This window comes from Salinivibrio costicola subsp. alcaliphilus (assembly GCF_001996185.1).
Classification (GTDB): Bacteria; Pseudomonadota; Gammaproteobacteria; order Enterobacterales; family Vibrionaceae; genus Salinivibrio; species Salinivibrio costicola.
Genome location: NZ_MUFR01000012.1, coordinates 52289 through 75163, shown reverse-complemented (window position 1 = coordinate 75163; position 22875 = coordinate 52289). Strand labels below are relative to the sequence as shown.

Sequence of the window (22875 nt, the reverse complement as noted above, 5' to 3'; positions counted from 1 at the left end):
CTAGGTCCTATTGCGCGTGACGGACTTTATCGAGGGCGGTACAAATTTGCTCTGCGGCATTCAATGCGCGTGGTGTGGCGCGGGTTAACCAGTCAGGATTCAGTGGCCAGGTAAAACGTTGTGCGTGATCGGGCACTAATTCAGCCATCGATTGCCAAGATTCTGGCAATGTCGCACCGGTGTAGAACACCGTTTGTGGTAAGCGAGTGATCACCTGTTCCATATTCACTTGCGGATAGGCGGCTGGGCTTTCGGCGAAAATATTTTCCCCGCCGCATAAGCGAAATAACTGACTCGGCCAAGCACGATCACTGGCGGTCATTAAAGGCGTATCGCTGAGTAGATAAAAATAGCGTACAGATGGTGCGTTCTGATAACGCGCTTTGAGCTGTGCGAGCTTTTTATCAAAGGCTTTTGCGTTGCGTGTGGCGATATCAGACGTCTTACTGTAGCGGCCTAACTCGCGAATAAACTGGCCAATGTCGCTAAGCTGGTTGGGGTTAAGGTAACGAATCTCAAATCCCATCTTAGCGAGAGTTTCTAGCGGTTTAGGCGGATTGCCGCCACGCCAAGCTAAAATTAAATCAGGCTTTAGGGCGATAATGCGCTCTAACTTTATCCCGCGGTAATTGGCCACGCGTTCAAGAGACTTTGCTTGCTCTGGGTAATCACTATAGGCGCTGGCTGCGACTAGATGAGGACCAAGTCCTGCGGCATAGGCGAGCTCAGTCGCATGAGGAGCAAGACTGATCACTCGAGGTGACGTGGCATAAGCGCTGAAAGCCAGTCCCCAAAGCGAGATGAGAAACACAGGTCTACATACCAAAAGCAGCACGAGGCGGGCGCGAAAACGAGGCATCAATCCGAGTCCTTAAAGAATAAGAAGCAAAGAGCTTAACGCAAGCCAAATTAAAACACTGTGTTTTAATTTTAAACGCAAAAGCAATAGGTGGTAACACGCCGGGGTGACCCCGTAGCCAATTTTGGTTCTGAGGGTTTTCGTGCCTTGATAGATAGCCGGGCCACCGAGAGATAATTGAAAGCGGCTTCCCGCACAGGCGAGTAGCCAACCCGGTCCTGGCGTGCGCCAACGACGGCCTTGTTGCCAGCAAGCTTTGAGATGCGTCCATGGCGTACGCCCTAGCGCCAACACGAGCGCAAACAGCGACATTGGAATGGTGTCGACCAGGTTGAGTAATCGTGCGGTTGCAAGGCCGAATGGATAATAGGCTAGTCGGCTGGGTGACCAGACGCGATGGAGATGAACCACACTGGTATATAAAAGGGCACCGACGCCACCGGCAAGCGCATAGTAAAAGATCACACAGGCGCCATGCCGAGCCGTGCCAAGGATCAGCGTTTCGGCGCCGGCTTTACCGATGCCGATCAATGACAAGGACTCAGTGTCTCGGTTTACCTGTGTCGCGAGTAATGCACGCGAGGTACCTTTATCATGCTCATCAATGGCCTGCGCGAGTGCGTGTCCAAATTGGTCAATCGGTCGCCACGCTAATGCGAGCCAAAGCAAAATCCCATCAAAGAGTGGACGTGACCAGACGAGCTCACGAGCGGCAATCAATAAAATAGCCAAGGTGCCGCACATCAAGGCCAAGGCGAGACCACCCGCGAGTTTGCGTTGCTGTTTAGGATCGTTATCTTTATTGACTTGGCTCGCCAGCAATACGGCATACTGCTGCCAATATTGAAAAGGAGAGTGCTGGGTTGAGAGCGGCAGTAACCAGTGGATCAGCACCGCCAGCCACAGCGCCCATAAGCTTCCGTGGTTGGCGGCGAACAGTATCCATTGTTGCGGATTAAGCAAAGCATCCATGATCGTGGTCGGGTTAGTCGTTAATCATCGTCACCATTTTTTCGACCATGGCGGAGGAGCTTTTTGCTGCCAGAGGCAAGAATTCTTCAAAAGACATGGGTGACTCTTTTTCTGCGACCACGTCAGAAATAGCACGTACTACCACAAAAGGTGTTTTGAACTGGGCACAAACTTGCGCAATGGCAGCCGCTTCCATTTCTGCGGCAACGGCTTGGGGGAAGTGAGTGTGGATATGTTGACGATGTGCGTCAGTGTGGACGAAGGTATCTGCGGTACAAATGAGTCCGCGAACCACATGAGTCTCAGCGTCGACCGCTTTCTCAGCTAATTGCATTAAGGCTTCATCCGATTCAAATACTGCCGGCTGCTGTGGCACCTGCCCCATTTGATAGCCAAATGCGGTTGCGTCCGCATCGTGATAACCAACCTGAGAAGACACAACGACGTCTCCGACATTGAGCGAGGGCTCAAAAGCACCCGCAGAGCCGGTATTGATCACCCAATCAGGCTGGTGCTGTGAAAGCAACAAGCTGGTGCCAATGGCCGCCGCTACTTTACCAATCCCCGACTGCAACAAAACAATATCATGGCCGTGTAAGGTGCCGGAGTAGAAGGTGCAACCGCCCTCATGGTGCGTCGTTAGGCTGGTTAGCTTGTCGCGCAGTAGAGTGACTTCTTGCTCCATTGCGCCAATAATGCCGATTTTCATGGTTATAATCCTGTTCGCGCGTTAATGCCGTTAGTGTACATTAGACAATAAAAAAGTGCCTCCTTTGAGGCACTTCTGATGCTGTCGTTGATCTTAACGCGTTTAAACTTCAAGGTAATCCATGATCCCCTCCGCCGCTTTACGGCCTTCATCGATAGCCGTGACCACTAAGTCGGATCCTCGTACTGCATCCCCGCCGGCGAAGATCCGCGGATTCGTGGTTTGGTATAAGATCTCACCTTTGGCAGGCGCCTGAATCCGTCCTCGTTCGTCTAGTGCGACATCGTAAGGTTCCAACCATTCCATTGCATGAGGCTGAAAACCAAAAGCCATGATCACCGCGTCAGCTTCCAGTATGTGTTCACTGCCTTCAATCGGCTCAGGACGACGGCGGCCGGCGGCATCCGGGGCACCCAATTGGGTTTTCACTACGGTGACGCCGCGGACATTGCCGTTATCGTCCACTTCAATGCCAAGCGGTTGCAGGTTGAACATAAAGTTGACGCCCTCTTCACGCGCATTTTTAACTTCTCGACGTGAACCCGGCATGTTTTCTTCGTCACGGCGATAAGCACAGGTGACGCTAGCGGCTTGTTGGCGAATCGAGGTACGCACACAGTCCATAGCCGTATCCCCGCCACCGAGGACCACAACGCGTTTCCCTGCCATATCGATAAAGTCGGGCGCATGATCCAGATCCATCACTTTATAGGTGTTGGAGACTAAAAAGGGCAGGGCATCAAAGACACCGGGCGCATCTTCATTCGCGAGCCCGGCACGCATGTATTGATAGGTTCCCACACCTAAGAATACCGCGTCGTAGTCATCCACGAGGGTTTGCATCTCAATATCTTTGCCGACTTCGGTGTTGAGGCGGAACTCTACACCCATCTCGGTAAAGACGCGCTGACGATGACGCATGACATCCTTTTCTAATTTAAAGGAAGGAATGCCAAAGGTAAGCAAACCACCGATCTCAGGATAACGATCAAAGACGACGGGTTTAACGCCATTGCGTACTAACACATCGGCGCATGCCAGACCAGCAGGCCCTGCGCCAATCACGGCCACTTTTTTATCGGTCCACTCGACATGTGACATATCGGGCTTCCAGCCCATTTCAAAGGCTTTATCGGTAATGTATTTTTCGACATTACCGATAGTCACCGCACCAAAATCGTCGTTGAGAGTGCAGTCACCTTCGCACAGACGATCTTGCGGACAGACTCGGCCGCAGACTTCTGGCAAGCTGTTGGTTTGATGTGACAGTTCTACCGCTTCAATAATCCGCCCTTGGTTGGCAAGCTCTAGCCATTGCGGAATGTAGTTGTGTACTGGGCACTTCCATTCGCAATACGGGTTGCCACAATCGAGGCAACGATCTGCTTGGGCCGATACTTCCTTCTCGGTGAAAGGCTCATAGATCTCAACGAACTCAATCTTGCGCGTTTCAATCGCTTTTTTGCGCGGATCAATGCGCTGGACATCAATAAACTGATAGATGTTCTGGCTCATGGGTCCCTCCTTTTATTGCGCCTGAACGCGCAACTCGGTCGCGCTACGACTTTGATGGCCTAATAAAGTATTCACATCCGCCGCTTTGGGTTTGACCAAATAGAAGCGATGCACCCAATGATCAAACTCATCCAGTAGCTGTTTTGCACGATCCGAGCCAGTTAGCTCAAAATGCTGAGCAATTAAGCCACGTAAATGCTCTTGGTGGATCGTGAGAGCTTCCAGTGAGAGTGCCTCGACCAATTCAGCATTGATATGGGCATGGAAGTCGCCCTCTTCATCCAGCACATAAGCAAAGCCGCCTGTCATTCCAGCGCCAAAGTTGACACCGGTGCGCCCTAGAATTGCCACAATACCGCCTGTCATGTATTCACATGCGTTATCGCCTGCGCCTTCCACAATGGCATGGACGCCTGAGTTGCGTACCGCAAAGCGCTCTCCTGCTTTACCCGCAGCAAAGAGCTTGCCGCCCGTTGCACCATACAGGCAGGTGTTACCCATAATGGTGGACTCATGGCTGGCAAATGCCGATCCAACCGGTGGACGGATGACAATCTGTCCGCCACTCATGCCTTTACCGACATAATCGTTGGCATCACCGATGAGGGTAATGTTGACTCCAGCGGCATTCCATACCCCCAGAGACTGGCCTGCGGTGCCTTGCAGTTGAATATCGAGCGGATTGGCTGCCATTCCGGCATTGCCATAGCGTTTGGCGATGACGCCTGACAAGCTAGCACCGACTGAGCGGTCGGTATTACGGACCGAGCGGTAAATACTCGCGCTACGATTCGCCTCAATCGCATCACTCAGTTCACTCAGCAGAGTCTGGTTCAGCGCCGCTTTATCGAATGGCGTATTCGGCTCACTGCAATATAAGGTTTTTCCCGGCCAAGGCGTTGGCGCCTCAAGGATATGGCTTAAATCCAGTTTCAACTGTTTGGCGGTAAAGCCTTCAACTGCCTCTAATAAGTCGGTACGGCCAATCAGATCGGTGAGTTTCTCGACCCCGAGCTCAGCGAGCAGTTCGCGTACCTCTTCACCCAGGCCTTTGAAGAAATTCATCACCTGTTCGGGGAGGCCTTTAAAGTGATCGCGACGCAAGGTTTCATCCTGGGTTGCCACACCGGTCGCGCAATTGTTGAGATGGCAAATTCGCAGATATTTACAACCGAGTGCCACCATGGGGGCGGTACCAAAGCCGAAACTTTCTGCGCCTAAAATCGCCGCTTTAATAATGTCGAGACCGGTTTTCAAGCCGCCATCAACTTGCAGGCGAATTTTGTGGCGTAAGCCATTTTCCACCAAAGCTTGCTGGGTTTCGGCTAGGCCGAGCTCCCAAGGGCTACCTGCATACTTCACCGATGTCAGCGGGCTGGCACCGGTACCGCCATCGTAACCCGAAATGGTAATCAGATCGGCATAGGCTTTCGCGACGCCAGTGGCAATGGTGCCAACACCTGGTTCCGAGACCAGCTTAACCGAGACCAGTGCCTGCGGATTCACTTGTTTTAAGTCGAAGATCAGCTGCGCTAAATCTTCAATTGAGTAAATATCATGATGAGGCGGCGGCGAAATCAGGGTGACTCCAGGCACGGAAAAGCGTAGTTTCGCGATCTCTGCGGTCACTTTATGCCCTGGCAGCTGCCCGCCTTCACCCGGTTTCGCACCTTGCGCGACCTTGATTTGCAGCACGTCGGCATTAGTTAAGTAGTGCGGGGTGACGCCAAAGCGGCCCGAGGCAATTTGTTTGATCCGAGAATTACGCTCGCTATTGAAGCGACGTGGATCTTCACCGCCTTCTCCAGAGTTGGAGTGACCGCCTAGACGGTTCATGGCAATGGCGAGAGCTTCATGGGCTTCTGGACTTAAAGCGCCAATTGACATAGCGGCTGAATCAAAGCGTTTAAACAGCTCGGTCGCGGGTTCTACGCGCTCGAGTGCAAGCGGCGTTTGTGCTTTTTTCAAGCGCATTAAGTCACGCAAGGTCGCGACCGGACGTTCATTGACCGTGTTGGCGTAGGTTTTGTAATCCATGGTTTCACCCGAGCGGACCGCGCTTTGCAAGTTGGTCACTACATCGGGGTTATAAGCATGGTACTCACCGTCATGCACATATTTGAGCAAGCCACCGTGCTCAAGCGGTTTGCGTTTAATCCACGCGCGACGGGCAAGGTTGATGAGGTCTTGTTGGAAATCGTCAAAATTTGCCCCTTGAATCCGACTCGCGACGCCTTTAAAGCAAAGTTCAATGACATCGTCATGCAGACCTACGGCTTCAAACAGTTGCGAGCAGCGGTAAGACGCAATGGTCGAGATCCCCATTTTCGACATGATTTTGTAAAGGCCTTTATTGATGCCATTACGGAAGTTAACCATGACGTCACGATAAGGTTGGTTGACCGCACCAATATCGACCAAATTAGCCAAAGTTTCGTAGGCTAAATAGGGATAAACCGCGGTGGCGCCAAAACCGAGTAACACCGCAAACTGATGGGCATCACGAGCGCTACCGGTTTCGATGATGATGTTGGCATCACAGCGCAGGTTCTTGCTGACCAAACGTTTTTGCACTGCACCGACGGCCATGGCGGCTGGGATTGGGAGCGTGTCTTTATGAATACTGCGATCGGACAGCACGACCAAGACGGTGCCATCGCGGACACAGCGCTCAGCTTGATCACAAAGGTCAAGGATCGCTTGGTGAAGATCTTTCTCGTTCGGGTTGTAGTTAATATCGAGAACCGTATTGCGGTAATAGGTGTCGTCCAGCTCGAGTAACTGGATCAGATCTGAAAACAGCAGTACGGGCGATTTAAAGGCAACCCGTTCGGCATGGCCATCGGTCTCGCAAAAGACGTTCATCTCGCGACCGATACAGGTCGCCAATGACATCACGTGATTTTCCCGTAACGGATCGATAGGTGGATTGGTGACCTGAGCAAATTTTTGCCGGAAATAGTCACTGACACAGCGCGGACGCGAAGAAAGCACCGCCATTGGTGTGTCATCGCCCATAGAGCCGGTCGCTTCTTGGCCGATATCACCCAAGACCTTGACTACCTGGTCAATCTCTTCGTTCGACATGCCAAACAGCTTTTGATACGTCTTGAGCTGACCATCTTGCAGGTTGCGGCTGCCTTCACTGGTTTGTGGGTCCAGATCTTCAAAAGGCGTCAGGCGACGGACGTGTTGATCGAGCCATTCGCGATAGGGGTGGCGGCTTTTGAGCTCATTATCGATTTCACCCGAGTGCCAAATTTTCCCTTCTCGTGTATCAATGACCAGCAACTCGCCTGGCCCGACACGCCCTTTTTCCTCAACTTCATCCGGTGCGTAATCCCAGATGCCGACTTCAGATGCCAAGGTAATAAATTTATCTTTGGTGATTACATAACGCGCTGGACGCAGACCGTTTCGGTCAAGATTACAGGCCGCGTAGCGACCGTCTGACATCACGATGCCGGCTGGGCCATCCCAAGGCTCCATATGCATCGAATTAAAATCATAGAATGCGCGGAGCTCATCATCCATATCTGGATGATTTTGCCAAGCAGGCGGCACAAGCAGGCGCATGGCTCGGAACAAGTCCATACCACCGGCAAGAAAGACTTCCATCATGTTATCGAGGCTGGATGAGTCTGAACCGGATTCATTCACAAATGGCGCCGCTTGGTATAAATCTGGCAATAATGGCGAGTTAAACTTATACGCACGGGTCCGAGCCCACTGGCGATTCCCTTCAATGGTGTTGATTTCACCATTGTGTGCGAGGTAGCGGAAAGGCTGGGCAAGCGGCCAGCGCGGCTGTGTATTGGTACTAAAACGCTGGTGGAACAAACAAATCGACGACTCAAGGCGAAGATCGGCCAAATCAGTGTAAAAGCGCGGCAGATCTGCCGGCATACACAGTCCTTTATAGACAATGGTTTGGGTCGACAAGCTGGTCACATAAAAATCTGCATCATCGGTGAGGGCCTTTTCGGCGCGACGACGTGCAATGTAAAGGCGACGTTCGAGATCGCGAGCTCGCCAGCCGGCTGGACCATTGATAAAGACTTGCTCAATCACCGGTTGAGACTGTTTGGCGATGTCTCCAAGTACGTCAGAATTGGTCGGTACCGTTCGCCATCCCACCACTGAAAGGGTTTCAGCGTTGATTTCTTGCTCGAAGCGTTGTTTGGCTTGTTGGGCTTTAGCTGGATCGGCGCTTAGAAAAATCATGCCGACCGCGTAAAGGCGGCTAAGCTTCCATTGATTTTGCTCAGCGATAAGGCGGAAAAAGCGGTCTGGCTTTTGCAGCAGCAATCCACAACCATCGCCTGTCTTACCGTCTGAGTTGATACCACCTCGGTGGGTCATGCGGTCAAGTGCAGCGATAGCGGTACGAACCAGTTTGTGGCTTGGCTCTCCCTCTTGGTGGGCAATAAGGCCAAAACCACAGTTATCTTTTTCCAGCATTGGGTTGTACAGCGACATTGCAATTCTCCCTTGCTACTGCGTGATGCGCAGTGATTGCATTTATTGTCGTGATCCTCCTGACCACTCTGAGCGGGCTTAGCCTTGTGACTATGCTCCCGTTATGTTGTGATTTTTTAACGAGATTTGTCGGTTATTGGTTATTTAACTAGCTGTTTTTAAAAACAATAACCGAATCAAATAAGGGGAAAACACGACTCAGCGACCTTCCAAATTAACGGGAAACCCCGCAAAGGTCAAATTTTTGTATGCAACCTTTATGCATATAAAAATGTAAAAAACGACGATTTAAGGTTATGATTTAGCGTGATTTTAATGCGGATAATCAGGGAATAATAGCTATTCGCAATTATGCTTTTTAGTTAAATAATTATTAAATAAAGGCATAATTTGAGTAGATATTCTAATTTTAACAACAAATAGAGAAGGGTGCGTTTTATGCGTCCACTTTCATAGCGAAAATCACTACAGATTGATGTAATAAAATAACAGATGATATTTATAAAGCTGTGAACAGGGTAATTACGCCCCCAATGTAATGTGTGGCAGAATACGATGCGAGTGAAAACTGGATAGAACACATTAGGGACAAGGGCACAGGAGCGGCATGGCGTTTTTTATTTTTTTGCTTGTTTTATTGGCCGGTGGCGTGCTGGGTTACGGATGGCGAGCGCGTCAAGAGACAGTGGCGCTATCTGACTGGCAGGTTTACATGGCCAGCTTGGAAACGCCGCATGCCATTGTGACTGCCGAACAGGGCGACATTTTATATGCCAATGCTGCATGCGTAGACACCTTTTCACTGGTCGATAGCCAACAGCAATTTAAAACCGCTACCCCGCGACAGCAGCAAGCCGTTCAGGCATTCATCCTAGCACAGCCCTGGCCGCAACCTTTTTCTCATGTTGATGCGAAAGTCCGAGCGCCGGGGGCGAATCGGGTGCGTGTCAACGTGCAGTTATCGGGGTTACCGATTCGTTGTCGAGGAAAGCGAGCATGGGTTGTCTCCTTATCATCGACGGATCAGCGCACCCATTGGCAGCTTCATGAGCAAGAGCAAGGCGTACTCTTGAGCGTGATTAACTCGCTGGAGGAGTTGGTGTGCTTTCAAGATGTGGAAGGGAATGTGGTCGGTACCAATGCGGCATTTGATCGTTTTTGGCAAGGCCGTGAGCAAGAGGCCATTGTTTGGCAAGCGGATCAGCCGCTGACGCAGCCTCAAACTGAACGGACATGGGCGACACAACACAATGATGAAAGCTGTTTATTAGAGACCAATATTACCGCACTTAAAAATGATAAACAGGCAATCATTGGTACCTTGTGTATCAGCCACGATGTGACCAACTGGCACCAGATGCAAGAGCGATTACAAAAAGAAGCGCAACAGCGCCAATCCGTTGAGCAGGTCTTAGAGCAACGCAGTCATTTACTCAGTGCGATTTTTAAGTCGAGTATCGATCCGATTGGGATCTATGACCAAGACTACTATCACTTGGCTTGCAACCAAGCTTATGCTGATGCATTAGGCACGACGATTGAGGCGTTGGAAAACGCCCCTGCGCAGAAAGTGGTTGATCCTGATATCTTCGAACAACACCGACAGCGTGATCAACAAGTATTGGATACGGGTGAAACCATGACTTATGAGGATGTCATTCTTGGTCAGTTAGGCGAGCAAACCTGGTATGAGGTGGCAAAATCACGCATTCAAGATCCGGTGACGGGCGATCCTGCCATTTTGCTGATGGCACGGGATATTACCGAAAGAAAAGACACGCAACAGCAGCTTGCCGACGCCATTATGGCTTTGCAAGCACTCAGTTTTGTCGACAGCCTCACCCAAGTGGCGAATCGACGTAGTTTAGATGAACAGCTGAGCAAACTGTGGCGTTCACAAGCGCGTGAAGGCACGCCACTTGCCTTTATCCTCTGTGATATCGATCATTTTAAACTGTACAATGATCACTATGGTCATCAACAAGGTGACTGGGCGTTACAAAAAGTGGCAAACGCGTTGACCTCAGCCGTTCACCGGCCGCTTGATGTGGTGGCGCGTTATGGCGGCGAAGAGTTTGCCATTGTATTGCCGCAAACCGAACTGAACGGCGCTATCCAGGTTGCCGAGACTGCACGCGAGCGGGTGCTATCGGCAGACATTGCCCATCATCAGGCAGTGATTACCGGTAAAATTACTATCAGCCTTGGCGTTGCTTGTGTGACACCCTCCGCGGATGGTGATTACGGTGATTTAATCCAGCAAGCGGATCGCGCTTTATATCAAGCTAAACGCAACGGTCGAAATCAAGTGAGTGTAGTGAAAGGCATGCCGACACCACACGGATCAAGCCCTCGACGCGCCTCGGTCGCCGAATCGACTTACCTAGAATCTAGCGGTTAATCATCCTTTATGAAACAACTTAAAGTCCTCGCACAATATTATGTCGATTTACTGGTTAAACTCGGGATTGTGCGCTTTAGCATGCTGCTCGCCTTAGCCTTAGTAGCGCTGGCGGTTGTGGTGCAAGTGGGCATCACGCTGGTGCTTGAAGGCACGGTCCAGAATATCGACATTATTCGTTCTGTATTTTTTGGTCTGATCATCACTCCCTGGGCGGTCTATTTTTTATCAGTGGTGGTGGATCAACTGGAAGAGTCTCGTCAACGTTTATCCAAGCTCGTCTCAAAACTTGAAGAAATGCGCGCGCGCGATATGCGTTTAAACCGTCAATTAACCGAGAACATTGAGCAGCTCAACTTAGAGATAGAAGAAAGAGAAAAAGCTGAGGAAGCGCGGCAACAGGCGATTAAAGATCTGGAAAATGAAGTTTATCAGCGTGAAAAAGCCCAGTTAGAATTGGCTGAGCAAACCGCGTTACTGCGATCATTTATCGATGCCTCGCCCGATTTAATTTATTACCGCAATGCCCAGGGCCAGTTTTCCGGTTGCAATCGCGCAATGGAAGAGCTCACCGGTTACGATGAGAAAACCCTAAAGGGCATGACGCCTTGGGATGTTTATCGTGAAGATATTGCTGAAAAAGTGGTTGAAACGGATCAGCAAGTTTTTGATGCCAATGTCTCGATTACCTATGAACAATGGCTGGAATATCAAGATGGTCGAAAAGCCTATTTTGAGTTGCGAAAAGTTCCTTTCTTTTCACGAGACGGGCGACATCTAGGATTACTCGGCTTTGGACGCGAAATCACCGAGCGTAAGCGTTACCAAGACGCGCTAGAAAAAGCGAGTCGAGAAAAGACAGCGTTTATTTCGACCATTAGTCATGAACTTCGTACCCCGTTGAATGGCATTGTGGGGCTCAGTCAAATACTGCTCGACTCTCAATTAGACGATAAACAGCGTAATTACTTACGCACCATTTACGTTAGTGCCATCACGCTAGGTAACATTTTTAATGACATTATCGATTTAGATAAATCCGATCGAAAACGTTTGTCATTGCATCCTACCAGCATCGATCTGCGCGAGTTTGTGACCGAGATTGATAATATATCGACATTGATGGCGGAGCAAAAAGGTCTACGTTTTGAACTCGAGCGGGTCACGGACTTGCCCGAGTACGTTGCAGTGGATGCGACCCGTTTACGGCAAATTCTTTGGAACCTGGTGGGGAATGCGGTCAAGTTTACCAAGCAAGGTTGTGTGATTATCACGGTCAGTGCTGAGGTTGATCACGATACTGCTCATCTGTGTTTTGATGTTGAAGACAGTGGTATTGGGATCCCTGCGGATGAGCAAGATAAGATCTTTGCAATGTACTATCAGGTAAAACAAGCCGGTGAAAACCTGCATGCCGTGGGCACTGGGATTGGCTTAGCCGTTTCGCGTAAACTGGCGCGTTTGATGGGTGGCGATATCAGCCTCGACAGTGAAGAAGGTCAAGGCAGTACGTTTACACTTACGGTGAGTGTGCCACTGAGTGAACCCAATGAAGAACAGATGCCTTCCCCTGCGCTGATAAACAATGCGTTACGTATTTTGCTTGTCGAAGACATTGAGCTGAATATCACCGTCGCCACCAGCTTGCTTGAAAGCCTGGGTCATGACGTCACCGTTGCTCGCGACGGGCAAGCCGCGCTTGATGCTTTTGTGCCTGGCGCGTTTGATCTCGTCTTACTCGACATTCAGTTACCGGATATGACCGGGTTTGATGTCGCCGCGACATGGCGACAGCATCACGCGCATTTACCGCCCTTGGTTGCTCTGACAGCCAATGTGATCAACGATAAAAATAGCTACTTAACGCAAGGTATGGACGATGCTATCAGTAAACCCATTAGTGTCTCAGCCCTCAATCACGTGATTTCGCATCATGCTTTGGCCGGCGAGGCGGTATCCGCGCAGACTGCTGAATCTGAACCTCAGACGCAAGCGGCGCGGCCAGTGGCGAATGAGCAAGCTGAGCGCTTATTGGATATGGACATGCTCACCGGATACGTCGAGCTGGTGGGAATTAAGCCTGTACGTCAAAGTATCGAAATGTTTGAAGCAACCATGCCAGACTATATCGCGATCTTAGACTCGAACATGACCGCACGCGATCAAGACGGCATTGTTTCAGAAGCCCATAAAATTAAAGGCGCCGCGGGGTCGGTGGGGTTAAAACATATCCAAAAAGTCGCGCAAAAAGCTCAGTCGCCTGATTTACCGGCATGGTGGGAAAACATTGCTGATTGGATCGATGAAATAAAAGCGGGTTACCCGCACGATTTAGCGGTATTAAAAGCCTGGTTAGATGAGCAAAGCGACACTCACCGTTAACTTGATAAGATCAAAAAAAGGCGCCTTAGATTGGGCGCCTTTTGCCTGTACAAACGGCAGTTTTCACCGACTATCGGCTTAGCGTTGACACTTACTGCTCTTCAATCTCGCCGCAGAAGCGATAGCCTTCACCGTGAATGGTGGCAATAATCTCAGGTGTGTCGCTGTGCGATTCAAAGTGCTTGCGGATCCGGCGAATGGTGACATCAACCGTACGATCATGCGGTTTCAGATCGCGGCCGGTCATTTTCTTCAGCAGTTCAGCACGGGTCTGGATCTTGCCAGGATTTTCACAAAAGTGAAGCAATGCACGGAACTCAGAGCGAGGCAGTTTGAAGGTTTCTCCCTCAGGATTGATCAGTGAACGGCTGTTAATATCTAACGTCCAACCATTGAAGGTATAAACGTCAACATTACGTTTCTCTTCACTCCCGTTCACACTGCTTAACGCACGCGTGAGCAGGTTACGGGCACGGATAGTCAGTTCACGGGGATTAAACGGTTTGGTGATATAATCATCTGCACCGATCTCCAACCCAAGGATTTTATCAACTTCGTTATCTCGCCCGGTCAGGAACATCAGTGCCATATCCCCTTGTTCACGCAGTTCACGCGCCAGGAGTAGGCCATTTTTACCAGGCAGGTTGATATCCATGATCACAAGGTGAACGTGGTGGTTTGACAGGATTTGATGCATTTCGTCGCCATCGCTGGCTTCAAACACATTGTAACCTTCGGCTTCAAAGATACTTTTCAGCGTGTTACGTGTGACCTGTTCGTCTTCTACAATCAGAATTTGCGGGGTTTGCATTGGCGATACCTAATATCTAAATAGAATCCGGTTATATTCCACAGTCTAGACCGACTAGCCTGTGAAAAAAATTTACAAAATGCGAGGAATGTCTACCGCGAACCTCGCAACTAACATATGGCACGCCATCCATAGAGAAGTGTTCGTCGATGCTAGACAACGCACCGTGTGTTCCAGCTTGAGACGGGGCATGGCGGACTTGATTCAACGCCAAGCCGATCACTGTGCTATCCATTAATTATCGCCAATTGTATTCATTTAACAGCACGCTAACAATATATTAGGATGAAGGTTGATGATTTTTTTCATCCTTTATTGACCCCAATCAAAAGCATGTTACGTGTCAGTTAGTACCAACTATCCGTTTAACTTCATGAATAATCGCGCATAATTAGTAATTAAGCATAGTATTAGTAGCCAATGGATGTAAATAATGTGTGATCAAAATACGCAGCAAGATTTGTGGAAAACTTACCAATCGATCGCTTTTCATGCCCCTCAAGCGCCCGATGCGGCTGCATTTGCTATTCTTACCGCATTTAATCCACGCAGCCAACCTTTATCTGACAATGAGAATTACTTACGTAATGAGCGGCTTGCCAAGGCGATGACGCAGGCCGGTCTCCGTTATTGGCCGATGAATGGTGGCGCACCGGATGGAAGTTGGTTTGAACCTGGTTTTGCGGTCGCGATTGCGTCATCGGATGCCGTGGCCTTGGCGAAAACTTGGGAGCAAAACGCGATTTACTGGGTTGAAAACGATACATTATGGTTGTTGCCTGCCTTAATGACAGACTTTACGCCACAATCACTTAACGTGCGTTTTTCTTCCTTGTTGGTGGCGGCAAAGACGTAAACGAGTCACCCTATTAATAATGAGGAGAAAGATATCATGGACGATAAACTGCCTGACTTATGTGACCAACACCCTGACGCGGTGCAATGGGTTCCGATGCAATGGTTTGACTATGGGGCAAAACGTGGCTTTGAAGGTCGAGTGCGAACGGTGCGTTGCTATCGCGATAACTCGAAAGTGAAGGCGTTATTGGCGTCGCCCGGTGATGGGCAGGTGTTGGTCGTTGACGGTTCAGGTGCCATGGATAGAGCTTTGTTAGGCGACTTAATTGGACAAAGTGCGGTCGATAACCATTGGGCGGGGATTGTGATTGCCGGGCCCGTGCGTGATGCGGCCACCTTATCCACCTTACCGCTGGGCATAAAAGCACTGGGGGTGTGTCCAATTAAAACGCACAAATACGATCAAGGTGAGGTTGATGTGGCGATTACGCTTGCGGGGATCACCCTGACAGTGGGGGATTATCTGTATGCAGACCAAAATGGTGTGATCGTGTGCACCAAGCCGCTAAACACGTGAATCAAAAACTTAGCCCTACCCCGAGTTGATAGATAGATTCGGGGGCGGCGTCGGCATCAAACTCAACATCTAGTCCGGCATTGACGCCAAAAGCGTCGCTAAATTGGTAGCGACTGCTGACGCCCCATTGATCAATTAAGGCGTTATCATTGTCATGGCTAATCTGGCTCGACACACGTAGCTTGTCGGTAAAATGATAATCAATGCCGCTGAGTAAACCATGCGCGCTGGTCGATTGCGCAGTCTCGCTTTTTAACTGTGTTCCTATGTAGACAGAGACATTCTGTAGTGGATAGCGATAGCCTGATTGGACCGTCCAACTGTCAAAGCCTTGGCTCGCCGAGGGAATAGACTGAATAAAAAAATGCTCTGACGCCAATTCAGGTGCGGTGTTCCACGTTAGTTTTTCAGCCCACGCGGGTGTCGCCACGACGTGTAGGGCGAGGGCCAACCATCCTAGTTGTTTTACGCTCACATCCTTTGCCTCTTAGCTTTTGATTAACGCTGAGCTCGGTGGGTTCTTGTTTGTTCGCTATCGTGAGTGTAGACAAAAAAACGTTTTGTAGCCCATGATCTGTGACGATCAAGCTGGTTTTATTGCCATCTGTGTATGACTCAGGCGGTTTTCATCGTTGTATGGGCGTACATCGTGAAAATGCCCCGCTTTCACTTGACGTTGCAGTTGTTGCCAATAGGCCGCCTCAAATAGCTCAGGATGAAGACGATCAAACTCTTTTGCCACCGTTCGGTTAACCAGTAAAAAGGTACGAAATTCCTCGGGGAATACATCGTTCTCTCCCACGCTGTACCATGGCTCAGCCGCTAATTCGTCTTCAGGGTAACGCGGCGGAGGAATACGGCGGAAGTTAACCTCGGTTAAATACGCGATTTCATCGTAATCATAAAAAATCACCCGGTTGTGGCGACTGACACCAAAGTTTTTAAACAGCATATCGCCGGCAAAGATATTGGCGGCGGCCAGTTCTTTTAATGCATCGCCATATTCTTGTACCGCCTGGGAAATCGCCTCGGGTGCCGCTTGCTCTAAATAGATATTAAGTGGGATCATTCGCCGCTCCATGTATAGGTGGCGAATCCGTACTTCGCTGTCGGTCACCGTGATGCAAGACGGCGCCACCGCGAGCAGTTCGTCGATTAATGCGTCACTAAACCGATCGCGAGGGAAAATAAAATGACGGTATTCTTGGGTGTCGGCCATACGACCAACACGGTCATGCTCTTTGACCAGCCGGTATTTCTCCCGCACTTGGGCATGGGTCATTTGTTTTTGCGGTGCGAACTTATCTTTGATGATTTTAAACACAAACCCGTATGAGGGGAGGGTGAATACAGACATCACCATGCCTTTTACGCCGGGGGCGATATCAAATAAATCGTCTGAGTTTTCCAGGTGATGAAGAAACTCACGGTATAACTCTGTCTTACCATGCTTTTGACATCCGATGGCGGTGTAGAGCTCTGCGGGCGTTTTATTGGGCATGAGCTGATTGAGAAAGTCGACTAAAGCGGCAGGTACCGGAGCGTAAACCATAAAGTAGGAGCGAGCGAAGCCGAATACGATACTGACGTCATCACTGTCGGTAATGCAGGCATCAATATAGAGCTCACCGTGATCAGAAATCGCGAGCGGTAATACCAGCGGTCGGCGTTGATTGGCCATATCGAGCCTGCCAATTAGATACGCGCCTTTATTACGGAAAAATGGCTGACGGACCATCTCAAGGGTGAAGCTCATTGTGAGCTGGGGGCCAAAGCGCGCCTGCAGGATTTGGGTTATTCGCTTAAGATCACCGGTTTTATCTCGCCAAGGTAGGGTAAACGGTGTGCTATCTAGCATTCGTTCTAGCGTGGCATAAATGCCTGCTTGAGATTGAAACCGCCGAAGTAGTGGCGTGGGGTACTTAGGAATCCGTCCCCCTTGAGCGCTTTGCACAAACAATTTGTCACGACGAATATTCCGATGCTCAAAGATCCGGCAGTAGACAGAGTTAAAAAAACTCTCAGCGATATCGTAGCGCGGGTAATCATCGAGCAACCGGATATAGGCCGCTTTTACCGCCATCAAAAACGAGCGAGTGGCGTGTTCTTTCCCAAGCATCGCGCGGAGCTGTTGGCTGACTAAGCCAACATGGTGGTCATAAAATTGAATACGCGTTTTAAGTGCAAGCTGCACACTTTGCCAATCTTGTTGTTCAAAGCGTTCTTGTGCGCCCGATGTCACATCAAGAAAGCGACCGTACATGGCATCCGAGCCTTGTAAGATGGTGTTTGCAACCAGCTGCGCCATGGCGTCCTGTGTCATTTTCGCTCCTTTCCGTGAACGTTTTTCCCTCGGTTCAAGCTCGCAGAGTTTTGCTGAAAAAGCAATCGGCATCACTTTTTTGTTGACCTTGGCAGCATGATTCGATACACCTAAGGGGAACTCAACAAAATAAATGATAAACGCAACACACATGCAACTAACGATCAGCACCTTGACCACCACAACCACCATTATTACTGGCACACTTTGTGTTGGTGCGGGCTGATACGCACAGAATTTCCAAAAAAAGCCCGTACCTTCCCAGGTACGGGCTTTTTTTTATCTTAAAGAGAGAGGTCCCAAAAGGATGCGAGTTTTAAAATTTGGTGGTACATCGTTGGCCAATGCCGAACGATTTAGCCGCGCTGCCGATATTATTCTGAGTAATCAAGGACAAAGTGATGTCTCTGCGGTTTTGTCCGCGCCTGCTAAAGTCACCAATATTTTGGTCTCAGTGGTCGACAACACGGTCAAACATGGTGAGGCAGAGCTGCCACTTAAAGAGTTAGAAAGCCTTTTTACCGATCTTTTTCATGGGCTTGCCGAGTGTCAACCTAACCTTGAAACTCAGCCTCTATTTGACAAATTAACCCGTAGTCTCGGACAGCTTCGTCAATATGTGCACGGCATGAGCCTGCTCGGTTTGTGTCCCGATAGCACCTATGCGCGCGTGGTAAGCAAAGGGGAGCGTTTATCGGTAGCGGCAATGCATGCGCTCTTAGAAGCTCGTGGCTATGCCGTGTTTGATATTGACCCCGTTAATTATTTTGCTGCGTCGGGCAGTTATTTAAGTGCCGAAGTGGATATCGAAGCGTCATCGCAGCGATTTAAACAATCTCCGATCCCGGCGCAACATATCGGGCTGATGCCAGGCTTTATGGCCGGAAATGAAAACGGTGAGCTGGTTACGTTAGGGCGAAATGGCTCTGATTACTCGGCTGCTGTGCTGGCTGCGTGTGTGCGCGCCCAATGTTGTGAGATCTGGACTGATGTTGATGGCGTTTACAACTGTGATCCGCGTCTAGTGCCTGATGCACGCTTGCTAAAATCACTGAGCTACCAAGAGGCGATGGAGCTGTCTTATTTTGGGGCCAAAGTTCTCCACCCTAAAACCATTGCGCCGATTGCCCGGTTCCATATTCCTTGCCTCATCAAAAATACCGCCAACCCGCAAGGTGCAGGCACCCTCATTGGTGATGATAGTGGCGAGGATAAGCTGCCAATTAAAGGGATCACAACCTTAAGTGACTTGAGCATGGTGAACCTGTCAGGTCCGGGCATGAAAGGGATGGTGGGGATGGCATCACGTGTGTTTGGCGCCATGTCGTCGGCTGGGGTATCGGTTGTTCTTATCACTCAATCATCCTCTGAGTACAGCATTAGCTTTTGTATTCAAAACCAAGATAAAACCAAAGCAGAAAAAGCACTGAGTATCCACTTTGAGCTCGAGTTGAAAGACGGCTTGCTCGAGCCGGTTGAGTTTATCGATGATCTTTCAATTGTTTCCTTGGTGGGTGATGGTATGCGCACATCAAAAGGGGTCGCATCGCGCTTTTTCACCTCTCTGGCGGAAGTGAATGTCAATATTGTTGCCATCGCTCAAGGCTCATCAGAGCGTGCAATTTCGGCTGTTGTTCCCTCAGAGCGGGTATCCGAGGCGGTCAAAGCCTGTCACGAAAACTTATTTAATAGCCAGCACCATTTGGATGTCTTCATTGTTGGGGTCGGTGGGGTCGGCGGCGAGCTCATCGAGCAAATTCGTCGTCAGCAGGCCAAGCTTCGTCAGCAAGGGATTGTGATGCGTGTGTGTGGGTTGGCCAATAGCAAGGGCATGTGGCTGAACAGCCAAGGCATTGATCTGGATACCTGGCGCGATGATTTACCCAATCATCTTTCCGACTTCAGTTTGGCCGGCATGATCCAGTTAGTGCAGCGTAATCACATTATTAACCCAGTGCTGATCGACTGCACCTCGAGCCAACAAGTCGCTGACCAATATACGGCGTTTTTACAGGCGGGGTTCCATGTGATCACGCCGAACAAAAAAGCCAATACCAGTAGCCTTGCGTATTATCACCAGCTACGTCAGGCGGCGCGTGCAACCCACCGTAAGTTTATGTACGAGACCACGGTTGGTGCTGGCTTACCTGTGATCGAAAACTTGCAAAACCTGATTGCAGCCGGGGATGAACTGTCACGGTTTTCCGGTATTTTATCCGGTTCACTGTCTCACATCTTTGGCAAACTAGATGAAGGGGCAAGTTTTAGTGAAGCTACCAACGTGGCGCGAGAAAACGGCTTTACCGAACCGGATCCACGGGATGACTTGTCCGGGATGGACGTGGCGCGCAAGCTTCTTATCTTAGCTCGAGAGGCTGGCATGGAGCTTGAACTCGATGACGTCAACGTGGAGCCGGCCTTACCGCCAGGCTTTGATCAATCCGGTGACGTCGACAGCTTTATGGCTCGGCTTCCTGAGGCGGATGCTTATTTTAAGCAATGGTCGGAGCAGGCTGCGCAAGAAGGGAAAGTATTGCGTTATATTGGTGGGATTGAGAACGGCCAGTGCTTTGTGAAAATTCAAGCTGTCGCCAGTGATGATCCAATGAATAAAATCAAAGACGGTGAAAACGCATTGGCATTCTACAGCCGCTACTATCAGCCAATTCCGTTAGTTCTGCGCGGTTACGGCGCAGGTACTGCCGTAACGGCGGCGGGGGTGTTTGCGGATCTGATGAGAACACTCGGCTGGAAATTGGGAGTATAACCATGGCGGTACGTGTTTATGCGCCAGCATCGATTGGTAATGTCAGTGTTGGCTTTGATGTGTTGGGTGCCGCAGTTAGCCCTATCGACGGCAGTTTACTTGGCGATGTGGTTGAAGTAGCTGATGGGGGAAAAACGCCTTTTTCATTGCGCTGCCAAGGCCGCTTTACCGATAAGTTACCGTCGGATGAGCAAGATAACATTGTGTACAAAGCTTACTTGGCATACGCCGCAGCCTTGCAGGCGAATAATCAGCCTGTCAAACCTGTCGCTATGGTATTGGAAAAGAATATGCCGATCGGGTCGGGGCTGGGATCTAGCGCCTGTTCGATTGTGGCCGCTTTGGATGCGTTAAACCGCTTTCACGATCATGCGTTAGATGAAACCACCATGCTGGCGCTAATGGGAGAGATGGAGGCATCGATTTCAGGCAGCCTTCATTATGATAATGTCGCGCCCTGTTACCTCGGTGGGTTACAGCTCATGCTCGAAAGCCAAGGCGTGATCAGTCAAGCGGTGCCGCACTTTGAAAACTGGTATTGGGTCATGGCCTATCCTGGTATCAAGGTATCGACGGCAGAGGCCCGTACTATTTTACCCGCGCAATATCGCCGTCAGGATGTGATCGCACACGGCCGTTATCTCGGTGGTTTTATTCATGCGTGTCACACCCAACAACCTAAACTGGCGGCCAGTTTAATATGTGATGTGATTGCTGAACCTTACCGACAAAAATTACTCCCTGGTTTTGCTGAAGCACGGGCGCACGCGGCAAACTGTGGGGCATTGGCTACGGGAATATCCGGCTCAGGACCCACCCTGTTTAGTGTCTGTGACGATCAACAGGTTGCTGAACGTTTGGCGCAATGGCTGCGTGAGCAGTATGTACAAAATAACGATGGCTTTGTTCATGTATGTCGCATTGATGGACAAGGCGCAAAAGCAATAGGAAGTCATGCATGAAGCTTTACAACATAAAAGATCACAGCGAAGTCGTTTCGTTTTCTCAAGCGGTTCAGCAAGGGTTAGGGCGTGGACAAGGGCTGTTCTTTCCCGATGCTTTGCCACAGTTTGATGACATGGATGCACTGCTTGCCATGCCATTGGTTGAGCGCAGTACCGAGATCTTGTCGGCACTGATTGGCGAGGAGTTGCCCAAAAGTCATGTGCGTGAGCTGGTCAGCGAAGCGTTTAATTTTGACGCTCCGCTTAAGCAAGTGGGCGAACATATTCATGCGCTCGAGCTTTTTCATGGGCCGACATTGGCGTTTAAAGACTTCGGCGGCCGTTTTATGGCGCAGTCAATTGCAGCGGTGTCTGATGGTAAAAAGATCACTATCTTGACTGCAACGTCCGGGGATACAGGGGCCGCGGTTGCTCACGCCTTTTATGGGATCGACAATATTGATGTGGTGATCTTATACCCAAAAGGCAAAATCAGCCCACTGCAGGAAAAGCTCTTTTGTACCCTTGGCGGCAATATCCATACCGTCGCCATTAATGGCGACTTTGATGACTGCCAAAGCCTCGTCAAACAAGCCTTTGATGATAACGAACTGCGACAGACGATAGGGCTTAACTCGGCGAATTCGATCAATATCAGCCGTTTGATGGCACAAATCTGTTACTACTTTGAAGCGGTCGCCCAAGTGCCCAAGCACAAACGCGATCAATTGGTCATGGCCGTGCCGAGTGGTAACTTTGGCAACCTGACGGCCGGGTTACTGGCCAAAGCGATGGGGTTACCGATTAAACGGTTTATTGCCGGAACCAATGCCAATGACACGGTACCGCGTTATTTGCAATCCGGTCAGTGGGCACCGCATCAAACCGTGGCAACCTTGTCAAATGCGATGGATGTGAGTCAGCCGAATAATTGGCCCCGTATTGAAGAGCTGTTCCGCCGTCAGCAATGGCCGTTAGCTGAGCTCGCCTCTGGGTGGGCAGACGATGAAGAAACGGCAGAGAGCTTACGCGCGTTGGCTCAAGCCGGCTATTTATGTGAACCTCATGGGGCAATTGCTTACCGGTTACTTGAGCAGCAACTTGAAGATGGGGAAGAAGGGATCTTTTTATGTACCGCTCATCCGGCGAAGTTTAAAGAGTCGGTTGATGCCATTTTAGAAAAAGATATTCCCTTGCCCGGTCCGTTAGCCAAGCATGCGCAGATGGCACTGTTATCTAGCGAGCAAGACGCTGATTTTACCGCTTTAAGGGCGTATTTACTTCGATTGGCAAACGCGTAATAAAAAAAAGCCCGCTCTCTACGTAGCGGGCTTTTTA

At 50.0% G+C, this 22875-nt stretch carries 15 protein-coding genes and 1 other annotated feature; of the genes, 7 read left to right on the top strand and 8 right to left on the bottom strand.

The genetic code is table 11. The annotated features are described in order from the left end of the window. Positions 1-7: 7 nt before the first annotated feature. The 5 genes from btuF to gltB all read right to left on the bottom strand — a co-directional run bounded on the left by btuF (position 8) and on the right by gltB (position 8534). Positions 8-859, bottom strand: a complete 852-nt coding sequence (gene btuF, locus BZJ21_RS05945) for a vitamin B12 ABC transporter substrate-binding protein BtuF (RefSeq protein ID WP_077645827.1) — start codon at positions 857-859, stop codon at positions 8-10. Between the two features lie 12 nt (positions 860-871). Then, on the bottom strand, positions 872-1831 hold the full coding sequence (locus BZJ21_RS05940; RefSeq protein ID WP_077459818.1) for a cobalamin biosynthesis family protein: 960 nt from the start codon (positions 1829-1831) through the stop codon (positions 872-874). A 13-nt stretch (positions 1832-1844) separates the two neighbouring features. Next, positions 1845-2540, bottom strand: coding sequence for a 5'-methylthioadenosine/S-adenosylhomocysteine nucleosidase (gene mtnN, locus BZJ21_RS05935; RefSeq protein WP_077645828.1), 696 nt, complete (start codon positions 2538-2540; stop codon positions 1845-1847). Between the two features lie 102 nt (positions 2541-2642). Next, the gene (locus BZJ21_RS05930) at positions 2643-4055 is read right to left on the bottom strand and encodes an FAD-dependent oxidoreductase (protein ID WP_077459816.1); all 1413 of its coding nucleotides are present in this window, start codon (positions 4053-4055) and stop codon (positions 2643-2645) included. A 12-nt stretch (positions 4056-4067) separates the two neighbouring features. Then, a complete protein-coding gene (gene gltB / locus BZJ21_RS05925; protein WP_077669343.1) occupies positions 4068-8534 on the bottom strand; it encodes a glutamate synthase large subunit in 4467 nt (1488 codons plus the stop codon). A gap of 607 nt (positions 8535-9141) precedes the next feature. Between gltB and BZJ21_RS05920 the strand changes: the two genes are divergently transcribed. Beyond that, positions 9142-10935: a diguanylate cyclase domain-containing protein gene (locus tag BZJ21_RS05920; protein WP_077669342.1), complete on the top strand. Its 1794-nt coding sequence runs from the start codon at positions 9142-9144 to the stop codon at positions 10933-10935. Positions 10936-10944: 9 nt separating this feature from the next. After that, on the top strand, positions 10945-13317 hold the full coding sequence (gene arcB, locus BZJ21_RS05915) for an aerobic respiration two-component sensor histidine kinase ArcB (RefSeq protein ID WP_077576417.1): 2373 nt from the start codon (positions 10945-10947) through the stop codon (positions 13315-13317). Between the two features lie 91 nt (positions 13318-13408). On the opposite strand, the gene arcA is transcribed toward arcB, so the two are convergent. Beyond that, entirely contained in the window at positions 13409-14128 is a 720-nt protein-coding gene (gene arcA, locus BZJ21_RS05910; protein ID WP_021022133.1) for a two-component system response regulator ArcA, read from the bottom strand. A 433-nt stretch (positions 14129-14561) separates the two neighbouring features. On the opposite strand from arcA, the gene BZJ21_RS05905 reads away from it, so the two are divergent. Beyond that, positions 14562-14984, top strand: a complete 423-nt coding sequence (locus BZJ21_RS05905) for a DUF3293 domain-containing protein (RefSeq protein ID WP_077459812.1) — start codon at positions 14562-14564, stop codon at positions 14982-14984. A gap of 36 nt (positions 14985-15020) precedes the next feature. Further along, a complete protein-coding gene (locus BZJ21_RS05900) occupies positions 15021-15503 on the top strand; it encodes a putative 4-hydroxy-4-methyl-2-oxoglutarate aldolase (protein ID WP_077669341.1) in 483 nt (160 codons plus the stop codon). Position 15504: 1 nt separating this feature from the next. On the opposite strand, the gene BZJ21_RS05895 is transcribed toward BZJ21_RS05900, so the two are convergent. Further along, a complete protein-coding gene (locus tag BZJ21_RS05895; protein ID WP_198533633.1) occupies positions 15505-15978 on the bottom strand; it encodes a hypothetical protein in 474 nt (157 codons plus the stop codon). A gap of 108 nt (positions 15979-16086) precedes the next feature. Next, positions 16087-17826 (bottom strand): bifunctional isocitrate dehydrogenase kinase/phosphatase, encoded by a 1740-nt coding sequence (aceK, locus tag BZJ21_RS05890; RefSeq protein WP_028569570.1) that lies wholly within the window; start codon positions 17824-17826, stop codon positions 16087-16089. Positions 17827-17990: 164 nt separating this feature from the next. Continuing rightward, positions 17991-18108: a sequence feature (Thr leader region), on the top strand. Between the two features lie 25 nt (positions 18109-18133). Here aceK and thrA point away from each other — a divergent pair. Genes thrA through thrC form a run of 3 tightly spaced genes read left to right on the top strand, consistent with a single transcriptional unit; the run spans position 18134 to position 22838 of the window. After that, on the top strand, positions 18134-20593 hold the full coding sequence (thrA, locus tag BZJ21_RS05885; RefSeq protein ID WP_077576420.1) for a bifunctional aspartate kinase/homoserine dehydrogenase I: 2460 nt from the start codon (positions 18134-18136) through the stop codon (positions 20591-20593). 2 nt (positions 20594-20595) lie between these two features. After that, positions 20596-21555 (top strand): homoserine kinase, encoded by a 960-nt coding sequence (thrB, locus tag BZJ21_RS05880; protein WP_077576421.1) that lies wholly within the window; start codon positions 20596-20598, stop codon positions 21553-21555. Then, positions 21552-22838, top strand: coding sequence for a threonine synthase (gene thrC, locus BZJ21_RS05875; RefSeq protein WP_077459807.1), 1287 nt, complete (start codon positions 21552-21554; stop codon positions 22836-22838). Before thrB ends, thrC begins: the two co-directional genes overlap by 4 nt. Positions 22839-22875: the final 37 nt, after the last annotated feature.